Genomic DNA, 14,908 nt, shown 5'->3' with positions numbered 1-14,908 from the left:
TTAGACGCCACCGCTCCTTCGTGGACGCCTTTACCCGCCACCTTAGGCGCCACTTACCCTCCCCCCTTAACCTGCGGGTTTACCTTAGACGCCTTAGGCGCCACTTCTGGGAGTCGCGCACGCGAGGAGAGCTGTGTGGACAGATAGGAAGCCGGGCCACGCCGGGCGAGCTGTGGCTCCGTATCGGTAACGACCACAACGATTTAACCGCCAATGTCGGTGTTCTCGATCCGACGGAATGAAGACACAATGAAGACATGCCGCCGACGATGAACCGCCAGGACTCCCGCGTGCGCGCCGAGGAGGCGTTTCGGCTCCGCGCCGTCGGGCGCACGTGGGCCGAGATCAGCCAGACCCTCGGCTACCGCAGCCGTGGCGCGGCACAGTTGGCCGTGCGGCGGCTGATGGACCGCACCCCGCCCGAGACCGCCGAACAGGCACGCGCTCAAGCCACCGAGGGGCTGCGGATCACCAAGTCGGTCCTGTTCGCAACGCTCGCCGACGCCAAGCTGCGCGGCGACTCCCAGGCGGTGGTGTCGGCGGCCAAGGCCATCGCCGACATGATCGAGAAGGACGCCCGACTCAACGGGTTGCACGCGCCCTCCCGCACCGAGGTGGACGTGAACGTGAACCACGACGCCACCGCCATCATCAACCGCATGGAGTCCGAACTGCTGGCACTGGTCGCCACCCGTCCGCCGCAGAATGCCATCGGCGGCACCATCATCGACGCCGAAGTTGAGGAGATCGCCCGATGACCACCATGACCCCCGAGGACGCGATTAAGGCCGCGTCGTCACTCGCCCGCGACATCGCCGACGGCGGCCTGTCGCCCTCGGATCTTGAGCGCCAGGCCGTGGCCGAGTGCCGCGAGCTGTTCGGCACCGTCGCCGGGCCGGGTGACCCGCTGTGGGAGTTGCACCGCGACATCGCCTGCCAGGTTCTCGCCCTGGACGGCGTGCCCTCCGACGAGCTGGCTGAGTGGCTGGCCGTGGCCCGCCAGCGTGCCGGTGAGCCGGTTGCCGCTGTGGTGTCGCTACCGCTGCCGAAGCCGGACGAGGCACCCGTTACCGCGCCCGAGCCGGAAACGCCCGCCAGCGAGGCGGACAGCCCCGAACACGGCGGTGCACCGGCCACCGGCGCGGACCCGGCTCCGGCGGTGCCGTCCTCGCCCCGGCCCGATCGCTACGACCCTTTGGCCGGTTGGCAGCCGGGCAACACCCGCCGAAACCGCTGACGACATGAAGCGCGCCGACATCGCTGCAACCGCAGGCCAGCTCAGGCTGATCCTCTACGCCATCGAACGCGGGGAGTTGGACGCCACCGCCACCGAACGCGCCCGGCTCGAAGGCGCGGCGGCAGCACTCGAAGCAATGGCCGACGGCAAAACGTAAAGCAATCGGTCATTTGGTACCTATTGCTATACGCTAGAGGCATGAGCACGACCGCCATCGCCGCCGCACTTGACCGCACCCGTAGCCGTCGCAGCCGTTCCACCGGCCCCGCGCCGACCGGTACCGCTGTCGCCTACTTGCGGGTGTCCACCGACGAGCAAGCCGAGTCAGGAGCCGGTCTGGCGGCGCAACGATCAGCCATCGAAGCCGTTGCCGCTGCCCGGGGTTGGACTATCACCGACGACGCGTGGCACGAGGACGGCGGCGTCAGCGGTGGAAAGGCGCCGCATCAGCGTCCCGGGCTGGCCGCTGCCCTGGAAGCGGTGCAAACCGGCCAGGCCGAGCGATTGATCGTCGCCAAAATCGACAGGCTCTCCCGTAGGTTCCGCGATGCTGTGGACCTGATGGAGACCGCTGCCGACGAGGGATGGCCGCTCTACATCGCCGACATCGACGCCGACCTGACCACCTCCAACGGTCGCCTGGTGGCGCGCATGCTGGCGGCGATCTCCGAGGATGAACGCGACCGTATCCGCCAACGCACTAAGGCTGCACTAGCAGCGAAGAAGGCTGCTGGGGTCAGATTGGGCCGCCCCTCAACGCTCCCCACCGAGGTGGTCGCCCGCATCATCGAAGAGCGCGCTGCCGGTACCAGCTTCGCCAAAATCGCCCAGACGTTGAACGCCGACGCCGTGCCCACTGCGCAAGGTGGGGCTCGCTGGTACCCGGCCACGGTGAAGGCGGTGTTCGGCGGCCAGGACGCGGCCCGACTGCGTGCCATACCTCCGGCGGTGCCGCTATGACCACCGACGATCGTCAACTCGCCAAGGCTCGCCTCGATCGCAGGATCAAAGCGTGCCGCAAGTGCAAGAGGCCCGACCGCCTAAATGTGCCAGGCATTACGGCTTCTGCGCCGGGATTCGGTTCCATCGACTCACCCGTAGCGATCGTCGGCGAAGCGTTGTGCAAGGCCTGCATGGACGCACAAGAGCCCTTCTATCGCGGGAGCGGAGCCGTTCTCGATCGGTGCTTCAAGAGGGCCGGCTACGCAAAGGCAGAGCTATTCGTCACCAACTCAATCCATTGTCACCCGCCGGAGGATCGAGACCCGCTTCCACACGAGACAGCCAACTGCGCGGCGTTCTTGCGCGAAGAGTTGCGCGAAATCGTCCGGCCGCGCCTAGTGATCGGCGTTGGGAAGTTCGCCCGATCCGCAGTGCGATTGATCTATCCCGAGGCACGTGAGCTGAACTGGCCCTTCCGTGTCCCTCGGTCGACACAATCCGAGCCCCCGGACCTAACGTATCTGGTGTTCCCGCCTCACCCGTACTGGATCATGACGCGACCGGCACCTATTCGTGAACACTACGAAAAACGAGTGGCACGGGCGATTGCGTGGGCTTTTGAGACTGCGCCGACCCGGCCAACCTGATGACCAATCCCCTTGACCTGTCAGCCTTCACCGGCTGGTCCACGTTCCAGGATCTCGCCAACACCGATGTGCCAAGGAAGGCGGGCGTCTACGTCGTCGTCCGACCGACCGACGCCCCACCCGAGTTCCGCGCCGACGCCCCGTATCGCGGTGACGCGCCCGTCCCGATCCCGGTACTGGAGGACGCATGGGTTCCAGGCGAGCGGCTGGTTTACATCGGCAAGGCGAGCCTCGGGTCCAAAAAGGACGGTTTGCACCGCCGCCTGCGCCAGTTCCGCAGGTACGGAGCCGGTGGCGGCGCGAGACACGCTGGCGGACGCCGCATCTTTCAGTTGGCCGACCACGCGGACCTCATCGTCGGCTGGCTGGTCACTGAAGAGGCCGAGGCGCGCAACACAGAGAAGACGATGATTGCGGCGTTCCGCGCCAAGCACGGTGTCCGACCGTTCGCCAACGACGCCGACTGACCGGCCCGACACGCCGACACTCCTCGTCCGATTCCTTCTCGCGGAGGCGGAGCTCTGGCATTCCCGGCACCTCAAAACGCCACGTTGCAAGGGGGCGTAAGCACTTACCCGACATGGGAGGGATTGTCCCGCAACACTTTTGGTGATGTCACTTGCACGCAAGTTAGATAGCCTGGTGCCATGACGACAGCCTCACCCGCTCACACCGTCCACCCCCGCGACCGCTCGCCGATGACGTGGCGCGGCTCCCTGGGCGCGATGGCGTCGCGGGGTGAGGTCGATGGGCCGCGTGTGCAGGAGGCCACCGCAGCGCTGGCCTGGTGGAAACACCGCACGGCGATGATCGAGACCGGCATCGACCCCGAGCGGGCCGAGGAACTGGCCGACCTCATCGCCGCTGGCGGCGATACCGAGGCCACCGACCAGGCGGTGGCCCGATGACCTACCTCGGTGTGATGGCCAAGAACCGCACCTATGCCGCGTTGGCCGCGCAGCGCCCCCAGCGGCCTTGCCGGTACAGCCCGGCCCAGTTGCGCCAGCGGCGGCGTGACGGGCTGTCTGCCGGTCACTACGCCCGCACATGGAGCCTGGCCCGCGAGATCGCCGATGTCCTCGACCCGCTGGCGCAGCGGATCGCCGAGGCCGACCGGCCCGGGCGCTTCATGCGCACCGCCGTCTCGGTGCCGTGGCTGGCCGAGGAAGTCCACGAACTCGTCGGTGTCGCCGTCGGGTGGGTGGCCGAGCGCGATGCGCGGGCCAGGACCGCGCACCTGGCCAGTGACCCAGGTAAGCGCCGCACCGCCATGACCCTGCTGGTGGACTTGGCCCCGCGCCCGCCGCTTCCCGAGATCACCGACACGATGCTCGCCGACGGTTCCTGGGCGGCGGCGCTGGTGGCGATGGCCGAGACCGTCGATGCCGCGTTCTCCGAGCTGCTGGCGTGCTCCTACGCGCCCGATGCCGCCGAGCTGCGCGGTCAGCCCTCGCGTTCGGACCTGCTGGCGCGGCTGCTGGCCCGCACGCTGGACCGCGCCGCGATGGCGCTGGAACGCCGTCTGGGCCGCGACGGCCAGGCCAACCACGACGGCGCACCCGCTGTCAACGAATCCGACCGTGCGCGTGCCGAACTGGCTGCGCTGGGCATCGACACCGAGGAGACCCCGTGACCGCACCAAATTCGCTACCCGACTTCCCCGTCACCGCGCACACCACGATGCTGCCGGCGCGATTCGACGTCCCGGCGCTAAACCCGGCGACCCCCGGCCTCTACGCCACCACCTCCTGGACCGAGGTGGCCGCTGGCGAACCATCGCGGCACATCAACGGCGTGGAGGTGCGCGGGCCGAACTACGGCGGCAAGGACGCCGCCGGTGTGTGGACCGCGCCGTGGTGCTCGGTGCCGCCCATCGACAGCCCCGAGCGCAAGGAGGGCACCCGGCCCGGCATCCTGGACCCGTTCGAGCCGGTCACGGTGTGGGCGTATGACGAGTGCGACCTGACCGAACCGAGCCGCCGCGAGGTCGAAGCGCGGGCGGCCCAGGTGTTCCGGTTGCAGGAGCAGCCGATGGTCGAGCGCGAGTTCGCCGCCCGCCTGCTGGTGGACGCGGGCGAGCTGCCCGGCGGCATCGCCGCCCGGCCCACCCTCAAGGAGGCCGTGGCCTACCTGGAAGGTGAAGGGGCCAAGACCAACACCATGGTCTACTTCCACGTCGCTGCCGACCTGGTGGCCATCGAGCCGGACCTGTTCGCCCGCTCCGGCACCGCCCGCGTCTCGCCGTCGGGCCACACCTGGGTCATCGGCGGCGGGTACGTCGCGGGTCTGGCCAACACCATCGTGGCGACCAGCCAACCGTTCGGGTGGCGCGACACGGTGCAGGTCCGCACCGCGATGGATGAGCACCGAAACCTGTTCGCCGCCATCGCCGAACGCACCGTGCTGGTGGGCTACGAAGCCGTGGTGGCGGCGGTGGGGATCGCGTGATGGCCGCCGCGATGACCGTGGTCACCCTGGCCGCCCTGGGCGCTTCGTTGCGATTCGATGTGGGCGACCGGCGGGAGCGACGGCAGTGACCGCCACGACGCTGACCACCGAGGCCGAGGCCGCCGCCTACACCGGCCCGGCCTGCCAGTCCTGCGGCGGCCCGTGCTGGCAGTGGCGAGGCTCGGTGTGGGAGTACACCTGCACCCTCTGCATCGACCGCTACCTGGATGAGGCGGCGGCGCGGTGGGCCACCCGCATGACCAAGCAGCGGGACAAGCTCGCACGCCAACTGTTGCACCGCGACGAATCAGAACCTCTCCTCACGAATGGTCGACGCTCCGGCGACGGCGGCCCGGTTGCGTACCGCGCCGCCGCCGGGGCGTCGGCCACCGACACCGACCAGCCGCGATGACCACCATCAGAAAGGGCACCACCATGAACCGCCGCAAGCGCCCGCTCACCCGGGCCGACCTCACCGACCGGGAGCGCCAGCACCTCGAACTGTGCATTCACGAGGCCGGTCACGCTGTGGCTGGCGTCGTCCTGGGCGCGCAGCTCCGCAACGCTGTGGTCATCGATGGCAAGGTGACCGGCGTGGAGGGCCTGGCCACGTTCGCCGACCGGCCCCAGGGGCGTGACCCCGAGATCGCCTATGCGGGGCCGTGGGCGCAGGCCCGGTGGCGCGCCGGTCGCCGCCCGACGCAGCGAGAGGTGTACGCGGTCCTCGACGGCGGCGGTCGTCGTGATTGCGGCGTTCTGACCGCCAGCGGTGGCACCCATTCCGGGCACTTCGTGCAGCCGGTGATCGAGCGGTGCTGGCCAGCCGTCATCCGCGTGGCCCAGCAGCTCTACCGCACCGGGGAGGCGTTGCACACGGATGTGTGCGCCGCCCTGGACATCACCGACGGCGGCGGTCCGACCAGCTCCCAGCTCGCCGGGCTGCGGGCCGGGATGCGCACGGTGCCGCCCCTGAACGCCACGCCCCGTCAGCCTGTGCCCACCGGCTAACCGAGCCGCTGGTGCCGCCACGCCTGGCCTCGGCGCGGCGGTGCCCATCGTCAACCACAACCACGCGGTTCTCCCACCTCACCAACGACACCCGAGGAGCCCACCGTGACAACGACCGCACCGGACACCCGCCGCTGGCAGTTTCTGGACGATTACTGCCCGCAGTGCAATCCGTTGGGCCACAACGCCGACAGCCGCGTGCGCCTGGCCAGCCTGACCGAGCCCACCGAAGTCCGGCGCAGCGGCAGCACGGGCGCAGTGTGCCGGTACGTGTGCACACTTTGCGGCCACACCTGGACGCGCTCGGACCTGTGGACCGCGCAGTCCGCCGGTCTCGACACCAAGCAACCCAAGGAGGCCGCGTGACCACCACGACCCACCGCCCCCACGATCACTTCTCCGCGCTGACCGCCGCCCGGGCCATCGCGTTGGCCCGTGCACGGCGGCGTCCGGACAGTCCGGCGGAACTGGCCCGGCAGCTCATCCCCGGCTACGTCGTCACCCCCGCCATCAAGCTGCTCTCCGATGAGCTGGTGCGCGCGGTCGAGGAGCCGGACTCACGCCTGATCGTGACCATGCCGCCCAGGACCGGCAAGTCGGTCCTCACCTCGCAGGTGTTCCCAGTCTGGATGCTGGCGCGTGACCCCGACGCCGAGGTCATCGTGAAGTCCTACGGCGACGCCCTGGCCGAGGAGCACAGCGCCGCCGCACGGCGGCTGATCGCCGAGAACCCTGCCGTCGTGGGCATCGAGTTGGCTGCGGACAAGCAGGCCGTGGGCCGGTGGCGCGTGGCCGGTCACCGGGGCGGCATGCTCGCGGGCGGAATTCTATCCAGCACCACCGGATTTGGCGCATCGGTCCTGCTGGTCGATGACCCCGTGAAGGGAGCGCAGGAGGCCGACTCCGACGCTTACCGGCGGCGGCTCACCGCAGAGTTCAGGGCCAGCCTGATGACCCGGCTCATGCCCGGCGCGAGCGCCATCGTGGTCCTTACGCGGTGGCACCCCGACGACCTGGCCGGGTCGTTGCTGGCCGAGCCGGGTAGCCGGTGGCGGTGTGTGAACATCCCGGCCATCAGCACCGCCGGGGTGCCCGACGCCCTGGGCCGGGAGCGCAGTGGTGTCGCTATGACCAGCGCCGTGGGCCGCACCGCCGAACAGTTCCGCGAGATCAAGAACGAGGTCGGCTCCCGCGCCTGGGCCGCAATGTATCTGGGCACGCCCACCACGCCCGAGGGCGGCCTGATCAAAGCGTCGTGGATCGAGGACTGGCGGCTCCCAGCGGCCCCGCCGGGGGCGGTCAAGATAGTGGTGGGCGTGGACCCTGCCGACTCCGGCGAGGGTGATGAGACCGGCATCATCGCCGCCGCGCTCACCGCCGACGGGGTGGTCGCGCTGATCGCCGACGTGTCGGGCCGAATGACCTCCGACGCTTGGGCGGTGCGCGCTGTGCAGCTCGCCGCCGACGTGGGGGCCAGCGAAATCAGCATTGAGGCGTTCTCGGCCCGCGCCACCTACACCCGGTTGGTCACCGAGGTGCTGGCCCGGTTCCGCGTAGACCGTCCCATCAAGGTCACCGGCTGGCCGCCCAAGGGCACCGACCGGGGCAAGGGCGATGCGGTGGCCCGCTCCACCGGCCTGCTCGCCGCACTCGAAACCGGGCGCGCCCGCGTCGCCGGGTACCTGCCCGATTTCGAGGCCCAGGCGGTGACGTGGGAGGCCGGGCAGCATCAACCCGACCGGGTGGCGGCAGCCGTCGTGGCCCACGATGTTCTCGCGCACTCCGTCGGCCAGGGGGTGCACTTCGTGAGTCCCATCGACACCGCCCGCCGTGCGCGGGAGGACAAGCTGCCACCGCCACCCGCCTGGATGCGCCGCCGGATCGGCGGACAGTGAGGCGCCTAGGCCGATAGCCTCGGCTCCGTGGACCTCGCCAACGTCATCATCAGCGGAATCAGCGCAGCCGTGGCCGTGGGGTCGGCCATTGTGGCGGGCGTGTCGGCGTTGCGGTCCCGCGAAGCCAAGCGGATCGCCGAGGAGAAACGGGACGAGGCCGTGCAGGCGGCGAAGGACGTCGCGTCCGACGTCGGTCGGATCGCAACGGTGCAGGAGTCTCGCCAGCGTGCCGAGGAGGCGCGCAACACCGCTGAGCAGTCCGCGCAGGCGTCCAGCGTGTTGATCGTGCTCTCCGAGGTGCAGCGAGGTTTCAGCGGCTGGAAGGTCCACAACGAGAGCAGCCAGCCCGTCACGAACGTCGTGGTTAGCGGTGTGGCGGGCGCGCAGATCGTTGTCTACCTGGGTTCAGGGCCGGAGCCGCGGTCCGAGTACGTCGAGCCCACGGTGGGCGCATATAAGCAGTCTCGGTTGATGTTTCGGCCCACCGGCACTGATGCCGTCCACGCGGACGCCTCCGAGATCGAGCGGATGGCGCTGCGGTTCACCGACGCACGCCAGCAGACGTGGGAGAAGATCGGCAGCCAACCCGTGCGGCCAGTTGTCTCCTAATCGGTTGATCGACGCTTCCGTCACCCCCGCTGGAAGCCGCGGGGCGTGATCGGCAGATACGACCGTCGACCCGTCGAGACAAGCTGACGGTCACGCTCACGAGCGGGCAGCGGCACGGGACGAATCACCATCGCGGGAGCCGCTCGCTCCGGCGACCACGGTCGAGGGATGCGGTAGCCGACGATGCGGTGATCGGTGCCGTCCACGGTGCCGTCCGGCTTCACCTTGATCAGTTCGTGGGTCGCGCGCTTGAGCAGGTTCATCGCCTGCATCGTGGTGCCCCACACGGCGATCTCGACCGCCGCCTTGCTGATGTAGGTGATGGACCCGCTTTCGCCCAGGTACCGGCGACGGGCAACGTCCCACAGGGAGTCCAACGCCTTGGTGATCAGCACCGACACCGCCAGTTCGCGGCCGGGGTTCGAGTCCTCCATGGTGAGCCACCAGTGCGCCTCGTTCTTCGCCGCGTCAGGGTGCCCCTTCCTGTGCAGGTAGACGTGGACCGGACCCTCGTGAATAGTGACCGGCTCGCCGTCCATCGGCTGCCACGACACTTTCGCCTCGTCGTCATCGACTGCGACCGCGCTCACCCCGTGCTTGACCGCGTTGTAGACGAAGGCGTCACCGAGAACCCGGTTGGCGCAGTCGATCAGCAACATGGCCAGCGCGTCGACGGCGTCCTCAAACTCGTCGTCGGTGAGTTGCACTACCGCGTCGACGCGGCTGGTCCCACCTAGAAACACGGTGGCGATCTGCTCGCGGTCAAACCCTGCGTCGAGCGCGGCGTCGAGCTTGGCCTTGTACTCGCGGAAGTCCGTCGAAGCGGACATGCCGAGCCACGGGCATTCGGGGTGCTCGGTATGTGCGAAGAACATCCGCAGCAGCGTTTCGGAGGCGTGGTTGGAGATGGTCACCGCCTCCATGCGGATGTACCGCTGTCGAGCCTCCGAGGTTGGCGGTGCCATCGCGCCGAGGTACGCGGCACCGATGGTTCGGTCGGTCCCGTACAGCGGGGCGAGCTGGTCGTCGCTGCACGCCATCAGCGACAGCGACTCGATGCGCATCTTGATGAACTCCGCCGGGTCGGCGGTGTAGAAGACGGCGTTCAGCTCGGGGTATTGGGCGGGGTCGAGTCGCCGCCCCTTCGGGTCGTCCTGCTCCCATGGCTTTTGCCCACCTCGGTACCTGCCCATGAGCCGCAGTCTAGGAACCGCCTCCGACAACCCGCACCGTGCGCGGCGGGCCATCGTTATCGCCTACTGCTTCGTCTTAGATGCTTGTCCGTGGCCAAATTCGACGGCTTTGCGTATCAACTCGTCACCTCGATAGTCACGACTTCTGCCCGCGCGACCCATCGCGCAAAAAGGCTCCACGCAGCCAGAGTCTCCAGCGCCTCTTGTTCGCTCAGGTCCTCGGCTCCAACATGATTGAGTGGGTTTCGGACACCAGAGAACAGCCCTTTCCCTAGCGATATGGCACCCACGTGCCGATCCTTGAACAAGGCTGGATTCGTGTCGTCACACAGACGTAGACGCACCTTTCCCGCCTCGGGCGGATTGATGCCAAAAGCGGCCTCGACCAGATTCGTTTCGCCCAGGTCAGGACGTTGAGCCTTCGCCCTGAGTTGGTTATTGACATTGATCGCTGCAGCCCATACGGCAGCGTCGTAGTTGCCGCCCTCCCAATGCGGTCGGGCAGCTTGCCAAACCCAAGGGTGAAGGGCGTCGGCTACCAGAGCTGGTCCGGTCGGCGACAGCCCCAGACGCTCACGGACCTCAAGACCCTCTTCCAGTTCGAAGATCAACTTCCGCACCTCGGAGGCATTCAAGCCCCAGCGGTCGTTCCACTTCGTCCAGACGGCCTCAGCTACCCGGTGGACGCGATGCGAGATCCTTGTTCGTTCCTCCAGAGAGCCCCTAACCCGCCCTTTCGGCCCGTTCGTTCCGTTCGCGTTCGGCTTCCGGGATCGGAACTCGCTCGTGCAGTCGAAGCCACTCGTTGCACTGCTCAATGGCCCATTTTGAGTCCATCACCCGGGGCGCGCCGGTGCCAGGTCCCCCCTCCTGCTGGTCAACGCTCATGGCCGCGCCTTACCCCCCTTGCTTGTAGACGTTGATCCGAAGCGGATTCGACCACGTCGTTCTCACCTGAACCCGGCGGTTGACTCTGGTCACGCACGCATTGCAAGCCAAGACGAGACCTGAGATTTGAATGGTTCCAAACGTCGATAAGCATCGCGCGCGAACGAGACCTGCCAATCGAAATCAGTCTGGCGAATCTCAGCGTGGATGTGGATGTAGTTCCGCGCGGTGTAAAAGCCTTTGACCTCTTCCCCGAGGGCCTCATCGAGCATTCCAAGCTCCACGGCCGCCGCAACCTTGCTATCGAACCGGATTTTTGACTCTTGCGCTCGGCGCGTCGCCATTACCGCCCCGACTATGTCGTTGGCGTCGCCAGCATCGAGGCGGCGAATGCGGTCCATAATGTGTCCAGGTAACGGACGTTCGACCAGCGTGCGGTACTCATTGAGGCGCTGAACTATTGGTTCGTTGGCTGCTTCAACAAATAAGAGGTGATGGACGGAGGCCTCGTAGATCGAGGCATACTGCTGGACCTGCAACTGCACCTGCGCCTGTCTCGCCCACTGCTCGTCAATCCTCAGCCCTTCCCAGAGCTTGTATAGGCATCTCGCAGCGTAGAACTCTTGTCCAATTCGGCCGCGAAGATCAGCATCGCCAATGAAATCGAAGTAGCTGACGTGCCAGGCAAGGTCGCCCGGCAGGTCGGCGAGTGCATAGTTGACAACTTCTGCGCGGGTGGACTCGGGGAGGGGCATGGCTCTACTGGTTCACTGCTTCGTCTTTGATGGTTGTCCGTGGCGGAATTCCACCACGTCACCGTCGGCCATCACGTAGTCCTTGCCCTCCATCCGGACCTTGCCTGCGGCCTTGGCGGCCGCCATCGACCCGGCTTCGATCAGGTCGTCGAAGGACACCACCTCGGCCTTGATGAAGCCTTTCTCGAAGTCGGTGTGGATCACCCCGGCCGCCTTGGGTGCGGTGTCGCCCTGATGAATCGTCCACGCCCGCGCCTCTTTCGGGCCGGCGGTCAAGTAGGTCTGCAGCCGCAAGGTGTGGAAACCCGCGCGCGCCAAGGCATCCAGGCCGCGCTCGGTCTGTCCGATCGACTCGAGCAGCTCGGCGGCCGACTCGTCGTCGAGCTCTTGCAGCTCCGCTTCGATCTTGGCGTCCAGGAAGACCGCATCGGCCGGGGCCACCAGATCCCGCAACCCGGCCACACGCGCCGCATCGGTCAGCACCGACTCGTCGGCGTTGAAGACGTACAGGAACGGCTTGATGGTCAACAGATTCAGCTCGCGCAGCAACGACACATCGGTGCCCGCAGAGAACAGGGTCTTGCCGCTGTCGAGCACCTCTTGGGCCGCGACCGCCGCGTCGTGGACCGGCTTGCGGTCCTTGTGGGTGCGGGCCTCTTTCTCCAGCCGCGGCAGGGCCTTCTCCAGGGTCTGCATGTCGGCGAGGATCAGTTCGGTCTCGATGATCTCGATGTCGGACTTCGGGTCCACCCGCCCGTCGACGTGCACCACGTCGTCGTCGGCGAACACCCGCACCACCTGGCAGATCGCGTCGCTCTCGCGGATGTTGGCCAGGAACTTGTTACCCAGCCCGGCGCCCTCGGACGCGCCTTTGACGATGCCGGCGATGTCGACGAACGTCACCGTCGCCGGCACGATCTTCTCCGACCCGAAGATCTCGGCGAGCCGCTCCAGCCGCGGATCGGGCAGCGCCACCACGCCTTCGTTCGGTTCGATGGTCGCGAACGGATAGTTGGCCGCCAACACGTTGTTCCGCGTCAATGCGTTGAACAAGGTCGACTTGCCGACGTTCGGCAGCCCGACGATTCCCAGATTCAAGCCCACGGAGTCCACAGTCTGCCAGATGTGATCGGCTCGCCAACTCCCGCTGGCGACGGCACGCAGGTCGAGCCGGTACGGTCGACATGTGTCAGCACAGCGCACCCGGCCGGCGGTACCGGCCGACCACCGCTCTGCGCACCCCGACTTCGCAGGCCTTCCCTGGTGGGGTGCGGTCCTGGTGGCGTTGATCTGCAGCACGCTCGGCTTCGCTTTCGATGCGGGATCCGGCGGCGGCAATCTGACCAAGGTCTTCGGCTCGCTGTACGCGATCGGCTGTTTGGCCGCGGTTCTGGCCGTACGCCGGTCGGGGTTGTTCACCGCCGTCGTGCAACCGCCGCTGATCCTGTTCGCCGTCGTTCCCGCGGCGTACTTCCTGATGCACTCCTCGGACATCCACGGCCTCAAAGACGTGTTGATCAACTGCGGCTATCCGCTGATCGAGCGCTTTCCGTTGATGTTCTTCACCTCGGCCGCCGTGCTGGCGCTGGGCGCCGCGCGCTACTACCTCGGCCGCTCCGACGCCGCCGAGACGACCGACGCCGAGCATTCGGCGGCCGGCCCCGGTTTGCTGGCCAAGCTGACGGCGCTGGTGACCTCGCGGCTGCAGCCCAAGGGCGAGGCGCCGCGACGCCGCCGGCCCGACCCGCGGCGCGCCCCGGTGAAGAAGACCGCGGCCGCACGCAGCCGCGGTGAACGGCCCACCCGCCGCTCGGCGCCGGCATCGCGCGCGCAGCGGGCCCGCGACTCCGAGCCGATCGATCAGGCCGGTGACCGGCCGCGGCGGCGCCGCCCGGCCGACGCGGCTTCGGGAGCCGAGCCGCGGCGGCGGACGCGTCCGGCCGGGGAGCGCAGCCGACGTCGCAGCCTGCCACCCGACGAGCGCGAACGCCGCTACCGGGATCGTCCGGACCGCGTGGACCGGGACCGGCCGCAACGTGCGCAACGCCCCCGTCCGCAGCGCAGCAGCAGCTACGACGGCTACGACCTGTTCGGCGGATACGATCCGGCTCCCCCGCGGCCCGAGCCGCGCTCGGACGGAAATCACCATCCGGTCTCGCGGGTGCGCTACCGCGGCGCCGATGACCCGGTCGAGCCTCCGCGCCGGCGGCGTGGTGCCCCGCGCGATCACGACGCCGACCGCTGGAACTACGACATCTAGCTGCGGGCGGGCCGGATTTCCCGGGGCAGGGCGAAGACCAGCGTCTCGTTGGCGGTGGTGACCGGCTGCACGGTGGCGTAGCCGTACTCGGCCAGGCGCTCCAACACACCGCGAACCAGAATCTCGGGCACCGAGGCCCCGGAGGTGACACCGACGGTCGTCACGCCGTCCAGCCAACCCGGGTCGACGTCGTCGGCGTAGTCGACCAGATGCGCGGCGTCGGCACCGGCGCCCAGCGCGACCTCGACCAGCCGCACCGAGTTCGACGAGTTCCGCGAACCCACCACGATCACCAGCTCGCACTCCGGCGCCATGGCCTTGACGGCTACCTGCCGGTTCTGGGTGGCGTAGCAGATGTCGTCACTGGGCGGATCCTGCAGCGTCGGGAACTTCTCCCGCAGCCGGCGGACGGTCTCCATCGTCTCGTCGACGGACAACGTGGTCTGGGACAGCCAGATCACCTTGTTCGGATCACGCACGGTGACCTGATCGACCGCGTCGGGATTGTCGACGACCTGGACGTGGTCGGGCGCTTCGCCGGCGGTGCCGACGACCTCTTCGTGCCCCTCGTGGCCGATGAGGAGGATGTCGTAGTCGTCGCGGGCGAATCGCTTGGCCTCGTTGTGCACCTTGGTCACCAACGGGCAGGTCGCGTCGATGACCTGGAGCTTGCGTTCGGCAGCGGTCTGGTGCACCGTCGGCGCCACACCGTGTGCGGAGAACACCACGATGGCCCCCTCGGGCACCTCGTCGGTCTCGTCGACGAAGATGGCACCGGCCTTGGCCAGCGTCTCCACCACGTGGCGGTTGTGCACGATCTCATGACGGACGTAGACCGGTGCGCCGTGCTTGTCCAGCGCGCGTTCGACGGTTTCCACCGCCCGGTCGACCCCGGCGCAGTATCCCCGCGGTTCGGCCAGCAGAACGCGTTTGCCAGCGACATCGCCGACGACCGAGCTGCTCGCGCCCGGAATCCCCATGTTGACAGTGGTCGGCATGAGTCCCAGGGTACTTATCCACCGCGGT

General features: G+C 68.0%; 20 protein-coding genes. 15 read left to right on the top strand and 5 right to left on the bottom strand.

Features of this window, described 5'->3' with window-relative positions; translation table 11 throughout:
* The first annotated feature begins 257 nt into the window (after window positions 1-257).
* The 14 genes from G6N31_RS00435 to G6N31_RS00375 all read left to right on the top strand — a co-directional run bounded on the left by G6N31_RS00435 (window position 258) and on the right by G6N31_RS00375 (window position 8,786).
* Window positions 258-758 carry a hypothetical protein gene (locus G6N31_RS00435; RefSeq protein ID WP_098005201.1) on the top strand — a complete coding sequence of 167 codons (501 nt, stop codon included), beginning with the start codon at window positions 258-260 and terminating at the stop codon, window positions 756-758.
* Window positions 755-1,237, top strand: coding sequence for a flagellar hook-length control protein (locus G6N31_RS00430; protein ID WP_098005200.1), 483 nt, complete (start codon window positions 755-757; stop codon window positions 1,235-1,237). The genes G6N31_RS00435 and G6N31_RS00430 overlap by 4 nt, the downstream gene beginning before the upstream one ends.
* Window positions 1,238-1,241: 4 nt before the next feature.
* A complete protein-coding gene (locus tag G6N31_RS26940; RefSeq protein ID WP_165776268.1) occupies window positions 1,242-1,394 on the top strand; it encodes a hypothetical protein in 153 nt (50 codons plus the stop codon).
* A gap of 41 nt (window positions 1,395-1,435) precedes the next feature.
* Window positions 1,436-2,197 carry a recombinase family protein gene (locus tag G6N31_RS00425; protein ID WP_098005199.1) on the top strand — a complete coding sequence of 254 codons (762 nt, stop codon included), beginning with the start codon at window positions 1,436-1,438 and terminating at the stop codon, window positions 2,195-2,197.
* Window positions 2,194-2,826: a uracil-DNA glycosylase family protein gene (locus tag G6N31_RS27755; protein ID WP_098005198.1), complete on the top strand. Its 633-nt coding sequence runs from the start codon at window positions 2,194-2,196 to the stop codon at window positions 2,824-2,826. The genes G6N31_RS00425 and G6N31_RS27755 overlap by 4 nt, the downstream gene beginning before the upstream one ends.
* Window positions 2,826-3,293 carry a hypothetical protein gene (locus G6N31_RS00415; protein ID WP_179964246.1) on the top strand — a complete coding sequence of 156 codons (468 nt, stop codon included), beginning with the start codon at window positions 2,826-2,828 and terminating at the stop codon, window positions 3,291-3,293. The genes G6N31_RS27755 and G6N31_RS00415 overlap by 1 nt, the downstream gene beginning before the upstream one ends.
* Window positions 3,294-3,473: 180 nt before the next feature.
* A complete protein-coding gene (locus G6N31_RS00410) occupies window positions 3,474-3,734 on the top strand; it encodes a hypothetical protein (protein ID WP_098005196.1) in 261 nt (86 codons plus the stop codon).
* Complete coding sequence (locus G6N31_RS00405) at window positions 3,731-4,459, top strand: hypothetical protein (protein WP_098005195.1); 729 nt, start codon at window positions 3,731-3,733, stop codon at window positions 4,457-4,459. The genes G6N31_RS00410 and G6N31_RS00405 overlap by 4 nt, the downstream gene beginning before the upstream one ends.
* Window positions 4,456-5,274 (top strand): hypothetical protein, encoded by an 819-nt coding sequence (locus G6N31_RS00400; protein ID WP_308207670.1) that lies wholly within the window; start codon window positions 4,456-4,458, stop codon window positions 5,272-5,274. The genes G6N31_RS00405 and G6N31_RS00400 overlap by 4 nt, the downstream gene beginning before the upstream one ends.
* 85 nt (window positions 5,275-5,359) lie before the next feature.
* Complete coding sequence (locus tag G6N31_RS00395; RefSeq protein WP_098005194.1) at window positions 5,360-5,686, top strand: hypothetical protein; 327 nt, start codon at window positions 5,360-5,362, stop codon at window positions 5,684-5,686.
* Window positions 5,683-6,282, top strand: coding sequence for a hypothetical protein (locus G6N31_RS00390; RefSeq protein WP_234815446.1), 600 nt, complete (start codon window positions 5,683-5,685; stop codon window positions 6,280-6,282). Before G6N31_RS00395 ends, G6N31_RS00390 begins: the two co-directional genes overlap by 4 nt.
* A gap of 105 nt (window positions 6,283-6,387) precedes the next feature.
* The gene (locus G6N31_RS00385) at window positions 6,388-6,648 is read left to right on the top strand and encodes a hypothetical protein (RefSeq protein WP_098005193.1); all 261 of its coding nucleotides are present in this window, start codon (window positions 6,388-6,390) and stop codon (window positions 6,646-6,648) included.
* Window positions 6,645-8,177 (top strand): terminase large subunit domain-containing protein, encoded by a 1,533-nt coding sequence (locus G6N31_RS00380; protein ID WP_420091161.1) that lies wholly within the window; start codon window positions 6,645-6,647, stop codon window positions 8,175-8,177. Before G6N31_RS00385 ends, G6N31_RS00380 begins: the two co-directional genes overlap by 4 nt.
* 27 nt (window positions 8,178-8,204) lie before the next feature.
* Window positions 8,205-8,786 carry a hypothetical protein gene (locus G6N31_RS00375; RefSeq protein ID WP_098005192.1) on the top strand — a complete coding sequence of 194 codons (582 nt, stop codon included), beginning with the start codon at window positions 8,205-8,207 and terminating at the stop codon, window positions 8,784-8,786.
* Window positions 8,787-8,806: 20 nt separating this feature from the next.
* On the opposite strand, the gene G6N31_RS00370 is transcribed toward G6N31_RS00375, so the two are convergent.
* The 4 genes from G6N31_RS00370 to ychF form a co-directional block, all read right to left on the bottom strand.
* A complete protein-coding gene (locus tag G6N31_RS00370; protein ID WP_098005191.1) occupies window positions 8,807-9,979 on the bottom strand; it encodes a hypothetical protein in 1,173 nt (390 codons plus the stop codon).
* 116 nt (window positions 9,980-10,095) lie between these two features.
* Window positions 10,096-10,590, bottom strand: a complete 495-nt coding sequence (locus tag G6N31_RS00365) for a TIGR02391 family protein (RefSeq protein ID WP_163721977.1) — start codon at window positions 10,588-10,590, stop codon at window positions 10,096-10,098.
* Window positions 10,591-10,956: 366 nt separating this feature from the next.
* On the bottom strand, window positions 10,957-11,622 hold the full coding sequence (locus G6N31_RS00360; protein ID WP_098005189.1) for a hypothetical protein: 666 nt from the start codon (window positions 11,620-11,622) through the stop codon (window positions 10,957-10,959).
* Between the two features lie 12 nt (window positions 11,623-11,634).
* Complete coding sequence (gene ychF / locus G6N31_RS00355; RefSeq protein WP_098005227.1) at window positions 11,635-12,726, bottom strand: redox-regulated ATPase YchF; 1,092 nt, start codon at window positions 12,724-12,726, stop codon at window positions 11,635-11,637.
* An 82-nt stretch (window positions 12,727-12,808) separates the two neighbouring features.
* Between ychF and G6N31_RS00350 the strand changes: the two genes are divergently transcribed.
* Window positions 12,809-13,882, top strand: a complete 1,074-nt coding sequence (locus tag G6N31_RS00350; RefSeq protein WP_098005188.1) for a DUF6542 domain-containing protein — start codon at window positions 12,809-12,811, stop codon at window positions 13,880-13,882.
* Here the strand turns inward: G6N31_RS00350 and G6N31_RS00345 are convergent.
* On the bottom strand, window positions 13,879-14,880 hold the full coding sequence (locus G6N31_RS00345; RefSeq protein WP_098005187.1) for a 4-hydroxy-3-methylbut-2-enyl diphosphate reductase: 1,002 nt from the start codon (window positions 14,878-14,880) through the stop codon (window positions 13,879-13,881). The genes G6N31_RS00350 and G6N31_RS00345 overlap by 4 nt on opposite strands.
* Window positions 14,881-14,908: the final 28 nt, after the last annotated feature.

Source organism: Mycolicibacterium duvalii, from assembly GCF_010726645.1.
Taxonomy (GTDB): domain Bacteria; phylum Actinomycetota; class Actinomycetes; order Mycobacteriales; family Mycobacteriaceae; genus Mycobacterium; species Mycobacterium duvalii.
This window is presented reverse-complemented; position numbering and strand designations above follow the sequence as displayed.

What these genes read in the sequence shown, in the direction of transcription:
- G6N31_RS00435 (WP_098005201.1), top strand. Translation starts at nt 258, where the DNA reads ATGCCGCCGACGATGAACCGCCAGGACTCCCGCGTGCGCGCCGAGGAG.
- G6N31_RS00430 (WP_098005200.1), top strand. Translation starts at nt 755, where the DNA reads ATGACCACCATGACCCCCGAGGACGCGATTAAGGCCGCGTCGTCACTC.
- G6N31_RS26940 (WP_165776268.1), top strand. Translation starts at nt 1,242, where the DNA reads ATGAAGCGCGCCGACATCGCTGCAACCGCAGGCCAGCTCAGGCTGATC.
- G6N31_RS00425 (WP_098005199.1), top strand. Translation starts at nt 1,436, where the DNA reads ATGAGCACGACCGCCATCGCCGCCGCACTTGACCGCACCCGTAGCCGT.
- G6N31_RS27755 (WP_098005198.1), top strand. Translation starts at nt 2,194, where the DNA reads ATGACCACCGACGATCGTCAACTCGCCAAGGCTCGCCTCGATCGCAGG.
- G6N31_RS00415 (WP_179964246.1), top strand. Translation starts at nt 2,826, where the DNA reads ATGACCAATCCCCTTGACCTGTCAGCCTTCACCGGCTGGTCCACGTTC.
- G6N31_RS00410 (WP_098005196.1), top strand. Translation starts at nt 3,474, where the DNA reads ATGACGACAGCCTCACCCGCTCACACCGTCCACCCCCGCGACCGCTCG.
- G6N31_RS00405 (WP_098005195.1), top strand. Translation starts at nt 3,731, where the DNA reads ATGACCTACCTCGGTGTGATGGCCAAGAACCGCACCTATGCCGCGTTG.
- G6N31_RS00390 (WP_234815446.1), top strand. Translation starts at nt 5,683, where the DNA reads ATGACCACCATCAGAAAGGGCACCACCATGAACCGCCGCAAGCGCCCG.
- G6N31_RS00370 (WP_098005191.1), bottom strand. Translation starts at nt 9,979, where the DNA reads ATGGGCAGGTACCGAGGTGGGCAAAAGCCATGGGAGCAGGACGACCCG.
- G6N31_RS00360 (WP_098005189.1), bottom strand. Translation starts at nt 11,622, where the DNA reads ATGCCCCTCCCCGAGTCCACCCGCGCAGAAGTTGTCAACTATGCACTC.
- G6N31_RS00345 (WP_098005187.1), bottom strand. Translation starts at nt 14,880, where the DNA reads ATGCCGACCACTGTCAACATGGGGATTCCGGGCGCGAGCAGCTCGGTC.